19 protein-coding genes are annotated in these 18,089 nt (G+C 66.3%); 11 read left to right on the top strand and 8 right to left on the bottom strand.

The window, feature by feature from the left end; genetic code table 11:
• Positions 1-47 precede the first annotated feature (47 nt).
• From U7114_RS14720 to U7114_RS14740, 5 genes are all read left to right on the top strand, one after another.
• A complete protein-coding gene (locus U7114_RS14720) occupies positions 48-1,058 on the top strand; it encodes a Bug family tripartite tricarboxylate transporter substrate binding protein (protein WP_323057766.1) in 1,011 nt (336 codons plus the stop codon).
• Positions 1,055-1,558 (top strand): tripartite tricarboxylate transporter TctB family protein, encoded by a 504-nt coding sequence (locus U7114_RS14725; protein ID WP_321215197.1) that lies wholly within the window; start codon positions 1,055-1,057, stop codon positions 1,556-1,558. Before U7114_RS14720 ends, U7114_RS14725 begins: the two co-directional genes overlap by 4 nt.
• Complete coding sequence (locus tag U7114_RS14730) at positions 1,558-3,096, top strand: tripartite tricarboxylate transporter permease (RefSeq protein ID WP_157239452.1); 1,539 nt, start codon at positions 1,558-1,560, stop codon at positions 3,094-3,096. The genes U7114_RS14725 and U7114_RS14730 overlap by 1 nt, the downstream gene beginning before the upstream one ends.
• Before the next feature lie 48 nt (positions 3,097-3,144).
• On the top strand, positions 3,145-3,537 hold the full coding sequence (locus U7114_RS14735; RefSeq protein WP_157239454.1) for a universal stress protein: 393 nt from the start codon (positions 3,145-3,147) through the stop codon (positions 3,535-3,537).
• A 136-nt stretch (positions 3,538-3,673) separates the two neighbouring features.
• Entirely contained in the window at positions 3,674-3,934 is a 261-nt protein-coding gene (locus tag U7114_RS14740; RefSeq protein ID WP_323057767.1) for a hypothetical protein, read from the top strand.
• A 95-nt stretch (positions 3,935-4,029) separates the two neighbouring features.
• Here U7114_RS14740 and U7114_RS14745 read toward each other — a convergent pair whose 3' ends face one another.
• The 4 genes from U7114_RS14745 to U7114_RS14760 all read right to left on the bottom strand — a co-directional run bounded on the left by U7114_RS14745 (position 4,030) and on the right by U7114_RS14760 (position 8,765).
• Positions 4,030-4,266, bottom strand: coding sequence for a hypothetical protein (locus U7114_RS14745; RefSeq protein ID WP_157239457.1), 237 nt, complete (start codon positions 4,264-4,266; stop codon positions 4,030-4,032).
• 162 nt (positions 4,267-4,428) lie between these two features.
• A complete protein-coding gene (gene hutH, locus U7114_RS14750) occupies positions 4,429-6,021 on the bottom strand; it encodes a histidine ammonia-lyase (RefSeq protein ID WP_323057768.1) in 1,593 nt (530 codons plus the stop codon).
• 90 nt (positions 6,022-6,111) lie between these two features.
• The gene (locus U7114_RS14755) at positions 6,112-7,809 is read right to left on the bottom strand and encodes a urocanate hydratase (protein WP_323057769.1); all 1,698 of its coding nucleotides are present in this window, start codon (positions 7,807-7,809) and stop codon (positions 6,112-6,114) included.
• Between the two features lie 149 nt (positions 7,810-7,958).
• A complete protein-coding gene (locus U7114_RS14760; protein ID WP_157242748.1) occupies positions 7,959-8,765 on the bottom strand; it encodes an IclR family transcriptional regulator in 807 nt (268 codons plus the stop codon).
• A 263-nt stretch (positions 8,766-9,028) separates the two neighbouring features.
• Here U7114_RS14760 and U7114_RS14765 point away from each other — a divergent pair, with 263 nt between their 5' ends.
• The 3 genes from U7114_RS14765 to U7114_RS14775 all read left to right on the top strand — a co-directional run bounded on the left by U7114_RS14765 (position 9,029) and on the right by U7114_RS14775 (position 11,796).
• Complete coding sequence (locus U7114_RS14765) at positions 9,029-9,601, top strand: DinB family protein (RefSeq protein ID WP_323057770.1); 573 nt, start codon at positions 9,029-9,031, stop codon at positions 9,599-9,601.
• Complete coding sequence (locus U7114_RS14770; RefSeq protein ID WP_323057771.1) at positions 9,598-9,810, top strand: hypothetical protein; 213 nt, start codon at positions 9,598-9,600, stop codon at positions 9,808-9,810. The genes U7114_RS14765 and U7114_RS14770 overlap by 4 nt, the downstream gene beginning before the upstream one ends.
• Before the next feature lie 504 nt (positions 9,811-10,314).
• Positions 10,315-11,796, top strand: coding sequence for an amino acid permease (locus tag U7114_RS14775; protein ID WP_323057772.1), 1,482 nt, complete (start codon positions 10,315-10,317; stop codon positions 11,794-11,796).
• A 187-nt stretch (positions 11,797-11,983) separates the two neighbouring features.
• On the opposite strand, the gene U7114_RS14780 is transcribed toward U7114_RS14775, so the two are convergent.
• Positions 11,984-12,847, bottom strand: coding sequence for an SDR family oxidoreductase (locus U7114_RS14780; RefSeq protein ID WP_323057773.1), 864 nt, complete (start codon positions 12,845-12,847; stop codon positions 11,984-11,986).
• A 99-nt stretch (positions 12,848-12,946) separates the two neighbouring features.
• On the opposite strand from U7114_RS14780, the gene U7114_RS14785 reads away from it, so the two are divergent.
• Together U7114_RS14785 and U7114_RS14790 are read left to right on the top strand one after the other, a co-directional pair.
• Positions 12,947-13,339 carry a helix-turn-helix domain-containing protein gene (locus U7114_RS14785; RefSeq protein WP_323057774.1) on the top strand — a complete coding sequence of 131 codons (393 nt, stop codon included), beginning with the start codon at positions 12,947-12,949 and terminating at the stop codon, positions 13,337-13,339.
• A 192-nt stretch (positions 13,340-13,531) separates the two neighbouring features.
• The gene (locus U7114_RS14790; protein ID WP_323057775.1) at positions 13,532-13,795 is read left to right on the top strand and encodes a hypothetical protein; all 264 of its coding nucleotides are present in this window, start codon (positions 13,532-13,534) and stop codon (positions 13,793-13,795) included.
• A gap of 44 nt (positions 13,796-13,839) precedes the next feature.
• On the opposite strand, the gene U7114_RS14795 is transcribed toward U7114_RS14790, so the two are convergent.
• Positions 13,840-14,589 (bottom strand): 3-hydroxybutyrate dehydrogenase, encoded by a 750-nt coding sequence (locus U7114_RS14795; RefSeq protein WP_157239474.1) that lies wholly within the window; start codon positions 14,587-14,589, stop codon positions 13,840-13,842.
• A 79-nt stretch (positions 14,590-14,668) separates the two neighbouring features.
• Complete coding sequence (locus tag U7114_RS14800) at positions 14,669-16,051, bottom strand: MFS transporter (protein ID WP_323057776.1); 1,383 nt, start codon at positions 16,049-16,051, stop codon at positions 14,669-14,671.
• A 132-nt stretch (positions 16,052-16,183) separates the two neighbouring features.
• On the opposite strand from U7114_RS14800, the gene U7114_RS14805 reads away from it, so the two are divergent.
• Entirely contained in the window at positions 16,184-17,101 is a 918-nt protein-coding gene (locus U7114_RS14805) for a LysR family transcriptional regulator (protein WP_321215189.1), read from the top strand.
• A 28-nt stretch (positions 17,102-17,129) separates the two neighbouring features.
• Here the strand turns inward: U7114_RS14805 and U7114_RS14810 are convergent, their stop codons facing one another.
• Positions 17,130-18,065 (bottom strand): fused MFS/spermidine synthase, encoded by a 936-nt coding sequence (locus U7114_RS14810; protein WP_323057777.1) that lies wholly within the window; start codon positions 18,063-18,065, stop codon positions 17,130-17,132.
• Positions 18,066-18,089: the final 24 nt, after the last annotated feature.

An 18,089-nucleotide genomic window follows, 5' to 3' on the forward strand; every position in this document is an offset into this window, starting at 1 on the left:
CCGCTGATCATCCTGTAGAGAATTGCATTACTGAGAAGAGGAACACCATGCGCCAGATCCGCGCATTGCGAGTCGCCGCCGTCGCTGCCGGCATCGCCCTGATGGCCACCGGCTGCGGTGCCACCGGCAAGAGCTCCACCGGTTCGGAAAGCTCCGGCGCTGCTGCCGGGCCCATCACCGGACTGCAGATCATGGTCCCCAACACCCCGGGCGGCGGCTACGACACTACTGCACGCGCCGCAGCCAAGGTCCTCGACGACGAGAAGATCTCCACCAACACAGAGGTCTTCAACCTCGCCGGTGCCGGCGGCACCGTGGGCCTGGCCCGCGTTGTCAACGAAAAGGGCAACGGCGACCTCGCCATGCTCATGGGCCTTGGCGTGGTGGGCGCCAGCTACACCAACAAGTCCGAGTCCAAGCTGACCGACACCACCCCGCTTGCACGGCTCATCGAAGAGCCCGGCGCCATCATGGTCAGCAAGGATTCCCCGTACAAGACCATCGACGACCTGGTGAAGGCCTGGAAGGCTGACCCGGGCTCCATCTCCGTAGGCGGCGGCTCCTCACCGGGCGGCCCGGACCACCTGCTGCCCATGCAGCTTGCAGGCGCCGTGGGCATTGACGCCACCAAGGTGAACTTCGTTTCCTACGACGGCGGCGGGGACCTCCTGCCCGCCATCCTGGGCAACAAGCTTGGCTTTGCAGCCTCCGGCGCCGGCGAATACCTGCAGCAGATCCAGTCCGGTGAAGTCCGGGTCCTGGCCACCAGCGGCGAAAAGCGGCTCGAGGGCGTCGACGCCCCGACGCTGAAGGAATCAGGCATCGACCTGGTGTTCACCAACTGGCGCGGCATCGTGGCCCCTCCGGGCATCAGCGACAAGGACAAGGCATCCCTGATCGCCGCCCTTGAGAAGATGCACGCGACCGAGGGCTGGAAGGAAGCGCTGAAGACCCACAGCTGGACGGACGCCTTCATCACCGGCGAGAAGTTCGAAACGTTCCTTACCGAGCAGGACAAGCGGGTGGCGGACGTCCTCACCAAGCTTGGGTTGGCGTGACCTCGCTGACCACAGGCCTTAAGGGCCGCGCCGAGCTGGGAGTTTCCCTCCTGCTCGGCGCGGCCGGCGTCCTTGTCTTCCTGGACGCCAACGGCCTGGTGACCCCGTACTCCCAGTCGGACCCCGTGGGTCCCAAAACAGTTCCGTACATCGTGGCCGGCCTGCTGGTGGCATGCGCTGTCCTGCTGGCCATCAACGTGATGCGGGGCGGCCAGGGCGAGGCGGAAGGCGGCGAGGATGTTGACCTCACCCACCCCGCCGACTGGAAAACCATCCTGCCCCTGGCAGGAGCCTTCATCCTGAACATCCTGCTCATCGACTGGGCCGGCTGGGTCATCTCCGGCACCGTCCTGTTCTGGGGCAGCGTTTTGGCACTGGGCAGCCGGCACTACATCCGCGACGGGCTCATCTCCGTAGCCCTGTCCCTGCTGACCTTCTACGGCTTCTACCTCGGCCTCGGCATCGCCCTGCCCGCCGGACTCCTGGAAGGAATCCTCTGATGGACGTCTGGTCCTCACTGATGGACGGTTTCGCCACCGCCCTCACCCCCATGAATTTCCTCTACGCCGTGATCGGCGTGATCCTGGGCACCGCCGTCGGCGTCCTCCCCGGGCTCGGCCCGGCCATGACCGTGGCCCTGCTCCTGCCCGTCACCTACGCCCTTGAGCCCACCAGCGCCTTCATCATGTTCGCCGGCATCTACTACGGCGGCATGTACGGCGGTTCCACCACGTCGATCCTCCTCAACACCCCCGGCGAATCGTCCTCCGTGGTCACCGCCATCGAGGGCAACAAGATGGCCAAGGCGGGCCGGGCGGCGCAGGCGCTTGCGACGGCGGCGATCGGCTCGTTCGTTGCGGGCACCATCGGCACCGCGCTGCTGGCCGTCTGCGCACCGATCGTGGTGAAGTTCGCCGTGAGCCTGGGTGCGCCCAGCTACTTCGCCATCATGGTTTTGGCCCTGCTGGCCGTCACCGCGGTCCTGGGTTCGTCGCGGCTCCGCGGCTTCGCCTCGCTGGCACTTGGCCTGGCCATCGGCCTGGTGGGCATGGACTCGGTCACCGGCCAGCGCCGCCTGACCTTCGGCCAGCCGCTGCTCGCGGACGGCCTGGACATCGTGGTGGTGGCCGTGGCCATCTTTGCCGTGGGCGAAGCCCTGTGGGTTGCCGCCCACCTGCGCCGCACTCCGCTGCATGTGATCCCGGTGGGCCGGCCCTGGATGGGCAAGAAGGACTGGAGCCGTTCCTGGAAGCCGTGGCTGCGCGGGACCGCCTTCGGCTTCCCGTTCGGCGCCCTCCCCGCCGGCGGCGCCGAGATTCCCACGTTCCTTTCCTACGTCACCGAGAAGCGCCTCACCAAGCACCCGGAAGAGTTCGGCAAGGGCGCCATCGAGGGCGTCGCCGGGCCGGAAGCAGCCAACAACGCTGCCGCCGCCGGCACCCTGACGCCCATGCTGGCCCTGGGCCTGCCCACCAACGCCACGGCCGCCGTCATGCTCGCAGCCTTCACCTCGTACGGCATCCAGCCGGGTCCGCAGCTGTTTTCCAGCCAGGGACCGCTGGTGTGGGCGCTGATCGCAAGCCTCTTCATCGGCAACCTGCTGCTACTGCTGATCAACCTGCCGCTGGCACCCCTGTGGGCCAAGCTCCTGCAGCTCCCCCGGCCGTACCTGTACGCGGGCATCCTCTTCTTTGCCACGCTCGGCGCCTACTCGGTGAACCTGCAGGCGTTCGACCTGGTGATCCTGCTGGTGCTCGGCGCCCTCGGGTTCATGATGCGCCGGTTCGGGCTGCCGGTGCTGCCGCTCATCCTCGGCGTGATCCTGGGGCCGCGCATCGAAGGCCAGCTCCGCAAGACCCTGCAGCTCAGCGCAGGCGACCCGGCAGGGCTCTTCAGCGAGCCGATCGCCGTCGTGATTTACGTCATTGTGGGGCTGATCCTGCTCTGGCCGCTGCTCTACAAACTGGTGCGGCGGAACCGCCCGGCGGGCCGTTCACTGGTTCCCGCCAATTCCGGCGCAGCAGACACCAGCGACTAGTCCCCGCCGGCACCCTAACCCCGCATCCTGCAAACACAAGGAGATACCATGACGATCGTGGTGGGATACGTCCCAACCCCCGAGGGTGAAGCTGCCCTGACCCAGGCCATTGCCGAAGCCCGGAAGGGCAACACCACGCTGCTGGTCATCAACTCGTCCAAAGGCGACGCGCTGGTGGACAACCGGTATGCCCAGGAGCCGGAGATCCAAAGCATCGAGGACCGCCTGGCCATCCAGGGCATCCAGCACGTGATCAAGCAGCCGGTCCGCGGCCACGACGCCGCGGCCGAAGTCCTGGACGCCGCCGAGGAACACAATGCCGAACTGATCGTGATCGGACTGCGCCGGCGGACGCCGGTGGGCAAGCTCATCATGGGCAGCGTGTCGCAGCGGATCCTGCTGGAGGCCGACTGCCCGGTCCTGGCGGTGAAGGCCGGTTAACGCTGCCGCGGTGATGCGTTCCCAGCGGTGAAAACGGGGGCAAGCGGGACAGCCAAAGAGCAGTCATCTGACATTTTGCGGGAGCAGCCGGTAGAATGGCAGGGCCCTTAGGCATGAAACACAGAAAGTACTCCCAATGACTACAGCCACCCTGGAACGCGTCCCCGCCGTTTCCTCCCGCGCCGACGCCTCGGCAGCCAGGTCCATCGACCTGGAGTTTTCCAACGCGCGCGAAGTCCACGCCGGCCTGGAAGAGGCAGTGTCCGAGCTGATCGAGGTCGCCGCGCAGGAAGCCTCCTGCGGCATCCTGGTCACCCGGCTGCATCCGGGCCGCTACACCGTAGCCCTGGACGAATCGGTACCGTTCGGCGAAACCTACGAGGCCATCGCCGCCTGACCGGCAATCCTGCCGGGGCATGCCCCGGACAAAAGAAATCCCCGCCCTGCGCAAGCAGTAGGCGGGGATTTCTGTTGTTGTGCTTCCTGGGGCCGCTAGCCGCGGCGCACCTGCACGCCGTCGGATTTGAGGAAGAGCTGCTTCTCCGACGGACCGGCCGGCACCAGCCACAGAACGTTTCCGCTCTGGGACACCTCCTCCACCTCCCCGGCGGCAACCACGTGCGCATGCTTGATGATCTCCACGTGGTCCCCGGCCTTGAGGGTCCTCCAGTCGGAAACAGCGGCGGAATGGGCGTTTCGCCTTGATAAGACTGCCCCACGAGCTTTCATTTGAACTTCTACCCCTTTGTATACGTTCTGCGCCACAGCCTCTTTGATGTGACTTTCACTACATCTTCAGTTCTACTACACTCGGCGCCCCGCGGTGGAACGTGTCGGATGAAATTCCACCAAGTGGACGCAGAGTGCGCACGCCCTGAAGATTCTTCGGATTCAGGCGAGGATGCCGACGGCGGATTCGGCCGCCCTGCGCACCTCGCCCGAGGCCACCAGCCTGTCGGCAGCCTCGAGCTCGGGTGACAGGAAGCGGTCCGTCCCCGGCCCGTCCACCACGCCGCGCAAAGCGGAGACGACGGCGACGCCCGCCGGCCCCGGCGTCAGGACCCCACCGGAGAGCCGGCTGCGGATGTCCAGGGCGCGTGCCGACGTCACCAGCTCGATGGCGAGGACCCGGCGCAGGTTCTCCACCGCCTTCCGCAGCTTGCGTGCGGCGTGCCAGCCCATCGAGACGTGGTCTTCCTGCATGGCGGAACTGGGGATGGAATCCACGGAGGCGGGAACAGCAAGCCGCTTGTTGTCCGAGACCAGGCCGGCCTGGGTGTACTGGGCAATCATCAGCCCTGAGTCCACGCCGGGGTCGGCCGCAAGGAAGGCCGGCAGGCCGTGGGAGCGGGCCGGATCCAGCATCCTGTCCGTCCGGCGTTCCGCGATGGAGCTCAGGTCCGCGACGGCGATGGCCAGGAAGTCCAACACGTAGGCCACCGGCGCACCATGGAAGTTGCCGTTGGAGCTGACCGTTCCGTCAGGCAGCACCACAGGGTTGTCGATGGCGGCCGCCAGTTCGCGGGACGCCACCAGGGCCGCGTGGTCCACTGTGTCCCTTACGGCGCCGGCAACCTGCGGGGCGCAGCGGAGCGAGTAGGCGTCCTGGACCCTGTTGTCGCCAACCTTGTGGGAAGCGACGATGGGGGAACCGGACAGGACACGCAGCATGTTGTCGGCGCTGGCGGCCTGCCCCGGATGCGGACGAAGCGCGGCGTGCAGCTCCGGCAGGAACACCTGGTCGGTGCCCAGCAGTGCCTCGACGCTCATCGCCGCGGTGATGTCCGCCGTCGTCAGCAGCTGGCGAAGGTCCGCGATGGCCATGAGGAGCATGCCCAGCATGCCTTCGGTGCCGTTGACCAGGGCCAGGCCTTCCTTTTCGGCGAGGGTGACCGGTTCGATGCCGTGTTCTGCAAGTAGTACCGCGACAGGCTGTTCGCCGCGGCCGCCGTACGTCACGCCGTCGGGTCCTTCCGCCTCGCCCTCGCCCATGAGCACCAGGGCGCAGTGGGACAGCGGTGCGAGGTCGCCCGAGCAGCCGAGCGAGCCGAACTCGCGGACCAGCGGCGTGATGCCGGCGTTGAGCACGTCCACCATGGTCTGCAGGACCACGGGCCGGACGCCGGTGCGGCCGGACGCCAGGGTCTTGGCTCGCAGGAACATGATGCCGCGCACCACTTCGCGCTCCACTGCCGGCCCCATGCCGGCTGCGTGGCTGCGGATCAGGCTCTTCTGCAGCTGGGTGCGCAGCTCATTCGGGATGTGCCGGTTGGCCAGGGCACCAAAGCCGGTGGAAATTCCGTAGGCCGGGACGTCGCTGGCTGCGAGCTCGTCGATGTGGGCGCGGACTTTTGCCACCGTGTCCAGGGCGTCCGGGGAGATGGTCACCTTCGCGTTGTGGCGCGCGACGGCGAGCACGTCCTCGGGCGTAACGCCGCTGGACCCGAGGGTGACGGTCAGCGGTTCGTGGGTTATTGCGGTCATGGTTCCTACTTCTGCGGGTGATCGATTGCTCCGTACCTGTCGTATTGCGGGCTCTAAACGACAGGTACGGAGCAATCGATGTGGGGTTGGTTAGTGTGTCTCGTTCATGGGGATGCGGACGCCGCGTTCCCTGGCGACGTCGACGGCGCGGTCGTAGCCGGCGTCGGCGTGGCGGATGACGCCCATGCCGGGGTCGTTGGTGAGGAGGCGTTCGAGCTTCTGCGCGGCGAGGTCGGTGCCGTCGGCGACGGAGACCTGGCCGGCATGGATCGAGCGGCCGATGCCTACCCCTCCGCCGTGGTGGATTGAGACCCAGGTGGCGCCGGAAGCGGTGTTGAGCAGGGCATTGAGCAGCGGCCAGTCAGCGATCGCGTCGGAACCGTCGGCCATGGACTCGGTCTCGCGGTACGGCGAGGCGACGGAGCCGGAGTCGAGGTGGTCGCGGCCGATGACGATGGGGGCCTTGACCTTGCCGTCCTTCACGAGCTGGTTGAAGAGCAGGCCGGCCTTGGCGCGGTCGCCGTAGCCGAGCCAGCAGATCCGGGCCGGCAGGCCTTCGAACTCGACGCGCTCCGCGGCGGCGTCGATCCAGCGGTGCAGGTGCTTGTTCTCCGGGAACAGTTCCTTGATGGCTTCGTCCGTGACGCGGATGTCTTCGGGGTCGCCGGACAGGGCAACCCAGCGGAACGGGCCGAGGCCCTCGCAGAACAGCGGGCGGATGTAGGCCGGGACGAAGCCGGGGAATTCGAAGGCGCGGGTGTACCCGCCCTTGCGGGCTTCGTCGCGGATGGAGTTGCCGTAGTCGAAGACCTCGGCGCCTGCGTCCTGGAACTCGACCATGGCCTGGACGTGCTTGGCCATCGAGGTCTGGGCTTTCTTGGTGAATCCCTCCGGGTCAGCCGCGGCTTCGCGGTGCCATTCCTCAACGGTGATGCCCTCTGGGAGGTAGCTCAACGGGTCGTGCGCCGAGGTCTGGTCGGTGACGATGTCGACGGTGAGCTCGCCGGCGTTGTGGCGGCGCAGGATTTCGGGGAACACTTCGGCGGCGTTGCCCACGTAGCCCACGGACCAGCCGCGGCGCTCTTCCTTGGCCGCCAGGACCTTGGCGATGGCGGCGTCGAGGTCTGTTTCCACCTCGTCGAGGTAGCGCTTGCCGGCGCGGCGGCGCAGGCGGGTCTCATCGACGTCGACAATCAGGCAGGCGCCCTCGTTCAGGGTGACGGCGAGCGGCTGGGCGCCGCCCATGCCGCCGCAGCCGCCGGTCAAGGTCAGGGTCCCGGCGAGGGTGCCGTTCTCATCCCCGGCGAGTTTCCGGGCAACGGCTGCGAAGGTCTCGAACGTGCCCTGCAGGATGCCCTGGGTGCCGATGTAGATCCAGGACCCGGCGGTCATCTGGCCGTACATCATCAGGCCCTCGGCCTCGAGCCGGCGGAATTCGGGCCAGTTGGCCCAGTCACCCACCAGGTTGGAGTTGGCCAGCAGGACGCGGGGGGCCCACTCGTTGGTGCGGAAGACACCCACCGGCTTGCCGGACTGGACCAGGAGGGTCTCGTCCTTTTCCATGGTTTCCAGGGTGCGGGTGATGGCGTCGAACGCTGCCCAGGACCGGACGGCCCGGCCCGTGCCGCCGTAGACCACCAGGTCATCGGGGCGTTCGGCCACTTCGGGGTCCAGGTTGTTCATCAGCATGCGCAGCGGGGCCTCCGTCTGCCAGGACTTGGCGGTGAGCACGGTGCCGCGGGCAGCTTTGACCGGGCGGGCACCGGTGGTGAAATCGGCGGGTGCCATGGTGGCTCCTTCGTGTGTAGGGCGAGTGTGGTGTTCGCGGTGATGCGAAGAGGTTCTGTATCAACTAAAGCCCGTCCGTGACGGCCCGGACAGGGCTTTCGAGGGGGTGCTGTCCGGGATTCCAGACCTGTTCCCCTCCCGGCGCCGGGCTACTTTGCGGGGCGGCCGTGGAGCCGGACCGAGAGTTCGTCGGCCACCTTCTGGACGCGCGCGGCCAGCACCGGCCACTGCTCCGCCGGCACCTTGTCCTCGAGGAACGTCACGGCGACTGCCGCCGTCGGCCATCCCAGGTGGTCCGTGACCGCGGCGGCGATGGAGCCGAAACCGGGCGTGACCTCGCCGTGTTCGGTGGCGTAGCCGCGCTGCCTGACCTGGTCCAGGTGGGAGGACAGTGCCGAGTACTTCATGATGGCGCCTTCCACCTCATGCCTGGCGGTAAAGGCCGCGGCATTGGGGTACAGCGCTCGCACCTGGGACTTGGGCAGCGCCGCAAGGATGGCACGGCCGCTGGCGGTGAGGTGGCTGGGAAGCCGGACGCCGACGTCCGTCACCAGGGAGGGGCGGTTTTTGGCCCTCTCCTCCACGATGTACAGCACGTCCCGGCCATGAAGCACGGCCAGGTGGGAACTCTCGCCAACCGCATCCACGAGGGAGGCAAGCAGCGGACGGCCCAGCCTCGACAGTGGCTCCTGCCTGGAGTAAGCGGAACTGAGTTCAAAGGCGCTGATGCCCAACCCGTAGCGCTGTTCCTCATGCAGGTGGAGCACAAAACCGTTCGCCTCCATTACGCCCAGCAGGTGGTAGACACTGGAGCGCGGCAGGCCCAGGGATGAAGCGATCTGCGACGCCGCCATCGGCCCCCGCCGCGAAGCCAGCAGTTTGAGGATGCGCAGCGTGTTTTCGGCGGCAGGGACCTTGGACGTCACCTTTGAGGCCGCCCTTGGCGCAGCTTTCATCCCGCTGCCGGCCTGCGGCCCTGGTTCGGTAATTAACACCGGTCCTCCTCATCGCCCCTCGGTAAAGCCCGGCGATATCCGGGATCCCGTACTTAAGCTTGCGCCACCGGGGGGCTCGTCACACGGAGGAACGCGCCCAATATGTCTGGTATACCGGACAGTTGCCGCCCGTCCATCAACCTTGCTGCCCTGCGCTGGGCCTTAGGCCGTCCACGACCCCGAACGAAGCCGCTGGAGCCGTTGCAGTTGGGTAGAGTCCCGTCATGGATGAAAAAGAGACCCTTCACCACTACCTCCGGGTCAGGCGTGACAACCTGCTCGGCAAGCTGGATGGCCTGAGTGAATACGACGTCCGCCGGCCACTGACGCCAACCGGCACCAACCTGCTCGGCCTGGTCAAACATGTGGCCAGCGTGGAGGTGGACTATTTCGGCGTGGTGTTCGGCCGCCCCAGCGGGAGGCACCTCCCATGGCTGGACGACGGCGCCGCACCGGATTCGGACATGTGGGCGACCGCTGACGAGTCCCGAGCGGACATCATCGAACTGCACCACTTCGCCGCGGCACACAGCGACGCGACCATCGAAGCATTGCCCGCTGACGCCCCCGGAGCAGTTCCATGGTGGCCTGAGGAGCGGCGCAACGTCACCCTGCACCAGATCCTGGTCCATATGGTTGCCGAACGTGCCCATCACCTGGGCCATGCAGACATCCTGCGAGAACTCATCGACGGCAGGGCGGGGCAGCGTCCAGGGGATCCGAACCTCACCAGGCGCAGCCCGGAGGAATGGGCCGCCCACTGCGCAGCCATCGAAACCGCGGCGAGGCAGGCATGAGCACGCGGGATGTTCCTGCCCAGGCCGGGGGCCTGCCCCCTGTTGGCCGGCCCGCCAACAGTGCCCTGATGCGGGCGGGCGTCACTTCACTGGCCGAGGCCGCCTCGTTGGGCCGCCTGGAGCTGCTGGCAATGCACGGCATCGGCCCGAAGGCCGTCCGGATCCTTGAGGCGGCCGCCGCCGAGCGCGGGCTCACCTTCGAGCCCTGAAGTGTGGCCATTCCCCGGCGATGAAGGCGCTGGAGGGACCGGATCCGGGGTACCCGGATATCCTGCGTAGAGCGTGACCTTCACAGCCTCGATCCTGGCTTGAATGCGTACATACTCTGCGAGCTGGGCCAAGTTAAAGCCCTTCCTGGCAACCGCATCCACGGTACGACCATAGGCCGATGGCGGACTATTTTCTGCTGCGGCATCCCGCACCAAGGCACCATAGAGTGCCCGGAGGATTGCCTCGAGAGCTTTTCTGTGTTCCGTTTCCCAGTCTGCTTTGCTTCCCATGCCTCCAGCGTCCCGGAGGGGCCTGCGAGGATCATCCAGTATCCATGCGTATGTGGATAACCCGTCCATGGCCCGCGCCATCCGAAACCGAAAGGCAGCGACCCGTCCAATCTGGAATGAAAGACACCGAGGCCCCGTGAGGCTCATCACGTCGCCCGGCAAAGTGGTCTGCTGGTTAGCGGTTCCCCTCCCAATGACGAGAAGGTTATTCGCATGCAACAAGCACCAAGCCCAACCCGGAACGAAAGTCCGGCCGCACAGCACACCGCAAGATCCGCCGTCGGAAGCGTCCTCAATCGGGGCCTGAACGTGCGCCACATCCGGTTCATGGCGCTGGGCTCGGCGATCGGCACGGGCCTTTTCTACGGTTCGGCCTCGGCCATCCAAAAAGCCGGCCCTGCCGTCCTGCTGGCCTACATCATCGGCGGCGCGGCGGTGTTCATGGTGATGCGGGCCCTCGGCGAGATGGCCGTGCGGCATCCCGTCTCCGGCTCGTTCGGCCAGTACGCCAGCCGCTACCTAGGCCCGCTGGCCGGCTTTGTGACCGGCTGGACCTACGTCTTCGAAATGGCGATCGTGGCCATCGCCGACGTCACCGCATTCAGTATCTACATGGGCTTCTGGTTCCCCCTGGTTGAACGCTGGATCTGGATCCTGGCCATCATCCTTTTCCTCGCCGGGCTCAACCTGCTCAGCGTCAAGGTCTTCGGCGAGCTGGAGTTCTGGTTCTCGCTGGTCAAGGTGGCGGCCATCATCGCCATGATCGCCGGCGGTGCGGCCATCATCGTTTTCGGCTTCCAGGCCGGAGGCTCAACTGTTGCGCCGGGCCTCGGGAACCTTGTAGAGCACGGGGGATTCTTCCCGTTCGGCTTTGAGGGGCTGCTCGCATCCTTCGCCGTCGTGATGTTTGCGTTCGGTGGTATCGAGACGCTCGGCATCACAGCCGGAGAGGCGGCCAACCCCAAACAGGTCATCCCCAAGGCCGTCAATACTGTTCCGGTGCGCGTCCTGCTGTTCTACGTCCTGACGCTGACGGTACTCATGAGCCTCTTCCCTTGGGACGGGATTGGCAGCAATGGCAGCCCCTTCGTCCAGATCTTCAGCGGGCTGGGCATCCCGGCGGCACCGCACATCCTCAACGCCGTGGTGATCACCGCGGCGCTGTCCGCCATCAACAGCGACATCTTCGGCGCCGGTCGCATCCTCTTCGGCCTGTCCCGCCAAGGCCACGCTCCCTCCGCCTTCGGCAAAGTGTCCAGGCACGGCGTCCCTTGGATGACGGTGGTGATCATGGCCGCGATCCTCCTGGTGGGCGTGGTCCTCAACGCCGTCATCCCGGAAAACGTTTTTGTCCTCATTGCCTCCATCGCCACCTTCGCCACCGTCTGGGTGTGGGTGATGATCCTCGCCTCGCACGTCGCCATGAAGCGGGAAATCGCGCGGGCTGGCCTGCCGCCGTCGGAATTCCCTTCGCCGTGGTGGCCCGCCGCCTCCCTTCTCACCATCGCCTTTATGGCGCTGGTGATCGCCGTCCTGGGTGCGTTCGAGGACTCGCGCATCGCGCTCTACGTAGGCGGGACCTGGCTGGCGCTGCTGGTCCTGGCGTACCGGCTGTGGGTAAGGGGTGACGGACGACGGCGGGCGAAGCTTGTGGACGAAACCTCGCCGCTCCCGGTGGTCACCACAGGCCCCTAAAGCAAAGAACCTCCAGGCCCAACGCCCACCCGACGCTCTCTCACTTAATGCCGGTTATGACCCAACGCTCGCTCACTCGCTTGAGGAAAGTGAGAGGGCGTTGGCCCAAAGTGCGCGTTAAGTGAGAGAGCGTTGACCCAAATAGCGCGTTAAGTGAGAGAGCGTCGGGGCTGCGCGGGGGATGGGGTCAGGCAGCCGCAGCGGCCGCGCGCACAGCCTCGGACAGCGACGTTGCCGGGCGGCCGATCAGCCTGCGCAGATCCCCGGTGCTGACAAGGAGGTCGCCCCGGGCAATGCCGAGATCGGAATCGGCCAGGATGTCCGCGAATGCTTCCGGCACTCCGAACCCGGCCAGCATTCCGGCGTATTCCGGCGCGGGAAGGTCCTGGTAGATGATGGCCTTGCCGGTGGCAGCGGTGATTTCGGCTGCAAGGTCCGCCATGCTGAAGGCGTTGTCACCGCCCAGTTCGTAGATCCTGCCCGCCTGGTCTTCGGCGACGAGCACAGCAGCAGCGGCGTGGGCATAATCAACGCGGGACGCTGCGCTGACCCTGCCGTCTCCGGCGCTGCCGGCCAGGCCACCCTGTGCCAGCGTGCCGGGCAGCTGGTCCGTGTAGTTCTCCAGGTACCAGCCGTTGCGCAGGAGGACGAAAGGAACGCCGGACTCCCGCAAAATAGCTTCCGTGGCCTGGTGCTCAGCCGCCAGCCTCATGCCGGTGGTGTCGGCATTGGCGATGCTGGTGTAGGCCAGCAGCTCAACGCCCTCTGCCTTAGCCGCCTCGATCACTGTGCGGTGCTGCTCCACCCGCTGGCCCACCTCGCTGCCGGAGATGAGGAGCACCTTCCGGGCGCCTTTCAGGGCTGCCGCCACTGAACGGGCATCTGCGTAGTCCATGGCCTTAACCCGAACGCCCCTCTCGGCGAAGCCGGCCAGCTTTTCCACGGAACGGCCCGCAGCCACGATGTCCTCCGCGGGAACGTTGCGCTCCAGCAGTGCTTCGACGACGTGGCGGCCCAGCTGGCCCGTTGCTCCGGTGATGACGATGCTCATGAAAATTCCTTCCGATGGGGTGTCTGCCATGGTTCACAACCACACCCACTCCGGAATACTTCCCGAAAGAGAGTACGCACTTTAAGGTAAGGTACTGACATGAAAGTTAGTACCGCCAGGACCGCCGTGCAGGCGGCGCCCCTTCCCGTGGCCCTTGCCGACGGCGTCTTCCCGGCGGGTTGTCCCAGCAGGACAGTGCTGGACCACATCACCAGCAAGTGGGGCGTCCTTATCCTGCTCGCCCTGTCCGAGGGTGAGCAGCGGTGGAGCGACCTGCGGCGCCGGGCCGAGGGAATCAGCGAGAAGATGCTGGCCCAGACGCTTAAGACGCTGGAGCGGGACGGCCTGGTCCGCCGGGAGGCGCAGCCGGTCATTCCGCCGCGGGTGGACTACAGCCTCACCGAACGCGGCTACGAATTGAGTGCCCTGCTGGTTCCGCTGGTGGCGTGGGCCTTCGAGAACGCGGACGACATCGTCAACGGCCAACGTTGAACCAGGGGATCCGAAGGCAAGTGTCGGCGCCGCCAGGAAATGAGTACTTGTTACTGGTGTGACTGATGTGAATAGCGCCTAGCTTAGGCGTAAGGTGCTTAGCCGGAATGGGAGGGCCGCCCTCTGCTGGGAGCGTTCCGGCAACCTGCACCGCGGGTGAGCGGCCTCTGCCGCTTTCGAGGAGTGGTACGCATGGTCAAAACCGTTGTCCGGGACCCGTCCAGCCTGGGCCAGCCCGTCAGCCTGGGCCACGTGCTGGTGCAGGCATGGAACCGGATTACAAGGTCCTTCGCCCCCCGGTCTCCCTACAAAATCGGTGATGCCGTAGTGGCGGACGACCCCTTCAAGGGGCGCCGCGAGGGATTGGTGGTGTTCCTGCAGGGCACTTCCGTGGGTGTGGACACCGTCCACGGCGTGTTCTTCTACGACCACCGGCAGCTCAAAAAGCTGGACTAGCCCCGCGGGCCGGCCCAGCTTTTTGGGTGCCAAACAGAGCCCTGCTAGCGCGCCGACCAGCCGCCATCCATGGTGTAGCTGGCGCCGGTCACCATTCCGGCGTGGTCGGACGCCAGCCAAGCGACCAGGGAGGCCACTTCTTCCGGCTCCACGAGACGCTTGATGGCGGACTCGGTCAGCATGATTTTCGCCAGCACCTCGGCTTCGGGGATGCCGTGGACCTTGGCCTGGTCTGCTATCTGCGACTCCACCAGGGGCGTGCGCACGTAGCCCGGGTTGATGCAGTTGGAGGTGACGCCGTGTGCCCCGCCCTCGAGCGCCGTCACCTTGCTCAGCCCTTCCAGCCCGTGCTTGGCCGAAACGTATGCGCTCTTGAACGGGGACGCCCGGATTCCATGTACCGAAGAAAGATTGATGATCCGGCCGAAGTTGTTGGCATACATGTGCGGCAGTGCCGCACGGATCAGCAGGAACGGCGCCTCAAGCATGAGGGTGACGAGACGGCGGAAGTCGGCCGGCTCAAACTCCTCGATGGGGCTGATGCGCTGGATTCCTGCGTTGTTCACCAGGATGTCGCAGTCCAGGCTGAGGGCCGAGAGGGCATCCACGTCCAGCAGGTCCACGGCCCAGGAGGTGCCCCCCACCTCGTCCGCGAGTGCTGCCGCAGCCTCCTCATCTACGTCCGCGATCACCACTTTGGCCCCCCGCGCGGCGAGGGCGCGGACACTGGCAGCGCCGATGCCGCCTGCTCCACCGGTAACCAGTGCCTTGCGGCCGTTCAGCGTGTTTTCCATTAACCCAGCCTTCCAGTTCAAAAATTGTCAACGAACCGGCCTGCTCCGGCAGCACCGGAGCAGGCCAAACCCAAGCAGCTCAGCGCGTGGCGGCTGCTACCGCCAGGCCTTCGCGTTCGGCGTCGGCCCTGTCCACGTCCTCAAGGGCTATGCCCTTGGTTTCCTTGAGGCTCAACACCGCCACGATGGTGACGGCGCATGCCACCAGCAGGTAGATGGCGGTGGGAACCCATGAGCCGGTGTCCTTAAGCCACTGGGTGGCCAGGAGCGGGGCCAGCGAGCCGGCGACGATCGAGGTGACCTGCGAGCCCAGCGACACCCCTGCGTAGCGCATCCGGGTTGGGAAGAGCTCGGCCATGATGGCGGGCTGCCCGGCATACATGAACGCGTGCAGGCACAGGCCGATGGTCACCGCGAGCACAATGATCACCGCATTCTTCGTGTCGAACATGGGGAAGGCGAAGAAGGGCCAGGTGGCGCCGGCGATGGCACCGATGAGGTAGACCGGCTTCCGGCCCCAACTGTCCACAAGCCGTCCCACCTGCGGGATCACCAGGAAGTGGATGACGTGGGCAATCAGCAGGGCGAACAGGAGCGAGGAAGTGTCGTATTTGTGGACGCTCTTGAGGTAGACGATCGCGAAGCTGACCACCAGGTAGTACATGATGTTCTCCGCGAAGCGCAGCCCCATGGCCTGCAGGATGCCCTTGGGGTACTTGCGGACCACCTCAAAGACGCCGTAGCTGACGGCCTGCTCCTGCTCCACCAGTTCCTTGGCCTTCAGGAAGATGGGCGCTTCAGTGACGTGGGTGCGGATGTAGTAGCCGACGAAGACGATCACGGCCGAGAGCCAGAAGGCCACCCGCCAGCCCCAGCCCAGGAATGCCTCCTGGCTGAGGGTGGAGGACATGATGTACAGCACCAGGGTGGCCAGCAGGTTGCCCACCGGAACGGCGGACTGGGGCCAGCTGGACCAGAAACCGCGGGACTTGTTGGGGCTGTGCTCGGCGACGAGAAGCACGGCGCCACCCCATTCGCCGCCCAGCGCGAAGCCCTGGATAAAACGGAGGAACACCAGCAGCGCCGGTGCGAGGTACCCGATCTCGGCGAAGCCCGGGAGGCAGCCCATCAGGAAGGTGGACACACCGATGATCACGATGGTGAGCTGCAGGGTGGGCTTGCGGCCCAGCTTGTCGCCGATCTGGCCAAAGACGATGCCGCCGAGCGGGCGGGCGACGAAGCCCACGGCGTAGGTGATGAAGGCCTGGATGATGCCGTCCAGCTCGTTGCCGGTTGCAGGGAAGAAGTACTTGCCGAACACGAGGGTTGCTGCGGTGGCGTATAGGAAGAACTCGTACCATTCCACGACGGTGCCAACCATGGAGGCTGCGACGATCTTCTTGAGGCCGGCGCCCTTAGGGGCGGCCTCGGCCGATGATGCAGAGCGCTGTCCTACGCTCATATGTTTTCTCCTTAGTGTCCACGTCGACACGCGCTGTGATCCACAGCACTCAATGGGCTCAGATGAGTATTGCCGCAGAAACTTTCCGATTCAATGGCCAAACAGGCACCCTTTGTGTGCAGAATTGCAGATATGGAAACTAATCCGGACGACTTGCTGGTCCTGCTGGCCGTCTCACGGTCAGCGAAATTCACGACGGCGGCACAATCCTTGGGACTGAACCACACCACCGTGTCCCGCCGGATAGCCGCTCTGGAGAAGTCGCTGGGCGGCAGGGTGCTGGCACGGGCAGCGGGCGGCTGGGAACTGACCGACCTGGGCACCCGGGCGGTGCAGGTAGCTGAACAGGTGGAGGCGGCGATGGGTTCGCTGGGACCTGCCGGCAAGGAACCGGACCCTATTACCGGCGTCGTACGCATGACCGCGACGGACGGGTTCAGCGCCTACATCGCTGCTCCTGCCGTGGCGCGGCTGCGGCGGAACCACCCGGGGCTGTGTGTAGAGGTGGTGACCATGACCAGGCGGGCGCTGCAGCAGCGCTCGGGGCTGGACATTGAAGTAGTGGTCGGCGAACCGCAGGTGCACCGGGCCGAAGCGGTGCGGCTGGGCGAGTACATGCTGGGGATGTACGCCTCGCGGGCCTACCTCGCCGAGCACGGAACCCCGGCCAGCGTGGCCGAACTCAACGAGCACCCGCTGGTCTATTTCGTGGATTCGATGCTGCAGGTGGACGACCTCGACGCGCCGCGCCGGCTGGTGCCCGGGATGCGCGACGGCGTGACGTCCACCAACGTCTTTGTCCACGTGGAGGCAACCCGGGCCGGAGCCGGGATCGGATTCCTGCCCTGCTTCATGGGCGACCTCCACGACGACCTGGTCCGCCTCCTGCCCACCGAAATCGCCGAACTGCTCCCCTACTGGATGGTGCTTCGGCCGGACTCGCTGCGCAGGCCTGCGGTGGCGGCAGTAGTCCAGGCGCTCCGGGAACAGGTGGCCGCGCACCGGGAAAAGCTGCTGGGCCGGGGCAAACCCTCCTCCATTGCTCCGTAGCTGCCGTTTTCAGGCCTCAAAACGGCGTTTACGGAGCACTGGACGGGGCGGGCGGGTCGTGGCGGACCGGGGCTCCGGCCGCGAAGGCCCTGACCTGCGCGTCATCCCACAGGTGCGCCGGGACGGCACCGCCCAGGAGCCGCCGGGCCAGCTTCGGATCGTCGCCGAGCGGTGTATCGCTGCCGGCCATCACCATGTTGCCGTAGCGCCGGCCCTTGAGCATGGCCGGGTCCGCGATGATGACGGTGTGCTTGAAGGAGGCCGCGATGGTGGCGGCATCCTCCCGGGCGTTTTTCAGGTCCGGGGCGTCGCCGGAGTTCACCACATACAGCCCGCCGGGCGCCAGGACGCGCTTAATGTGCTGGTTGAACTCGGCAGTGGTCAGGGGGCGCGGGGTCACGGCCCCGGCGAAAACATCCCGGATGATGAAGTCGCGGGTATCCGCCGTCAAGGTTTCGGTGACTTCCCGGGCCTCCCCAACGCGGATCCGCAGCAGCGGCGCCTTGGGCAGGTCGAACCAGCCGCGCACGTACCCGGCCAGCTTGCCGTCCAGCTCCACCACCACCTGCCGGGCGTCCGGGTAGACGGCATGGAAATAGCGGGCCAGCGAGCAGGCGCCGCCGCCCAGGTGCAGGCCGCGCAGCTTTGGGGCCTCACGTTTCTGCACGCCGCCGGAGGAAGCGCCCGACGGCGGCCAGCGGGACTCGATCAGCGCGGCCATCCAGCGCATGTACTCGAAGTCCAGGAACAGCGGGTCCGCCAGGTCGATGTGCGAGCTCATGACGCCGTTGATCTTCAGGAGCCAGCCGGTGGAGTTGTCCTGGTCCGCGATCAGCTCGCAGTCCCCGGTGTCGATGTAGTAGACACCCTCCACCGGACCGTTCGGACGGGTCCCCTTCGGCACTTCCACCACGCCCGCCGCCGGACGGCTGCCGCGGCCCCCCGGTTTTCCGCGTTTCGCCATTACCCGTGCCCCGCTTCAGTCCGA

It is taken from the genome of Pseudarthrobacter sp. C1 (assembly GCF_034720455.1).
In the GTDB taxonomy this organism is placed as follows: Bacteria; Actinomycetota; Actinomycetes; order Actinomycetales; family Micrococcaceae; genus Arthrobacter.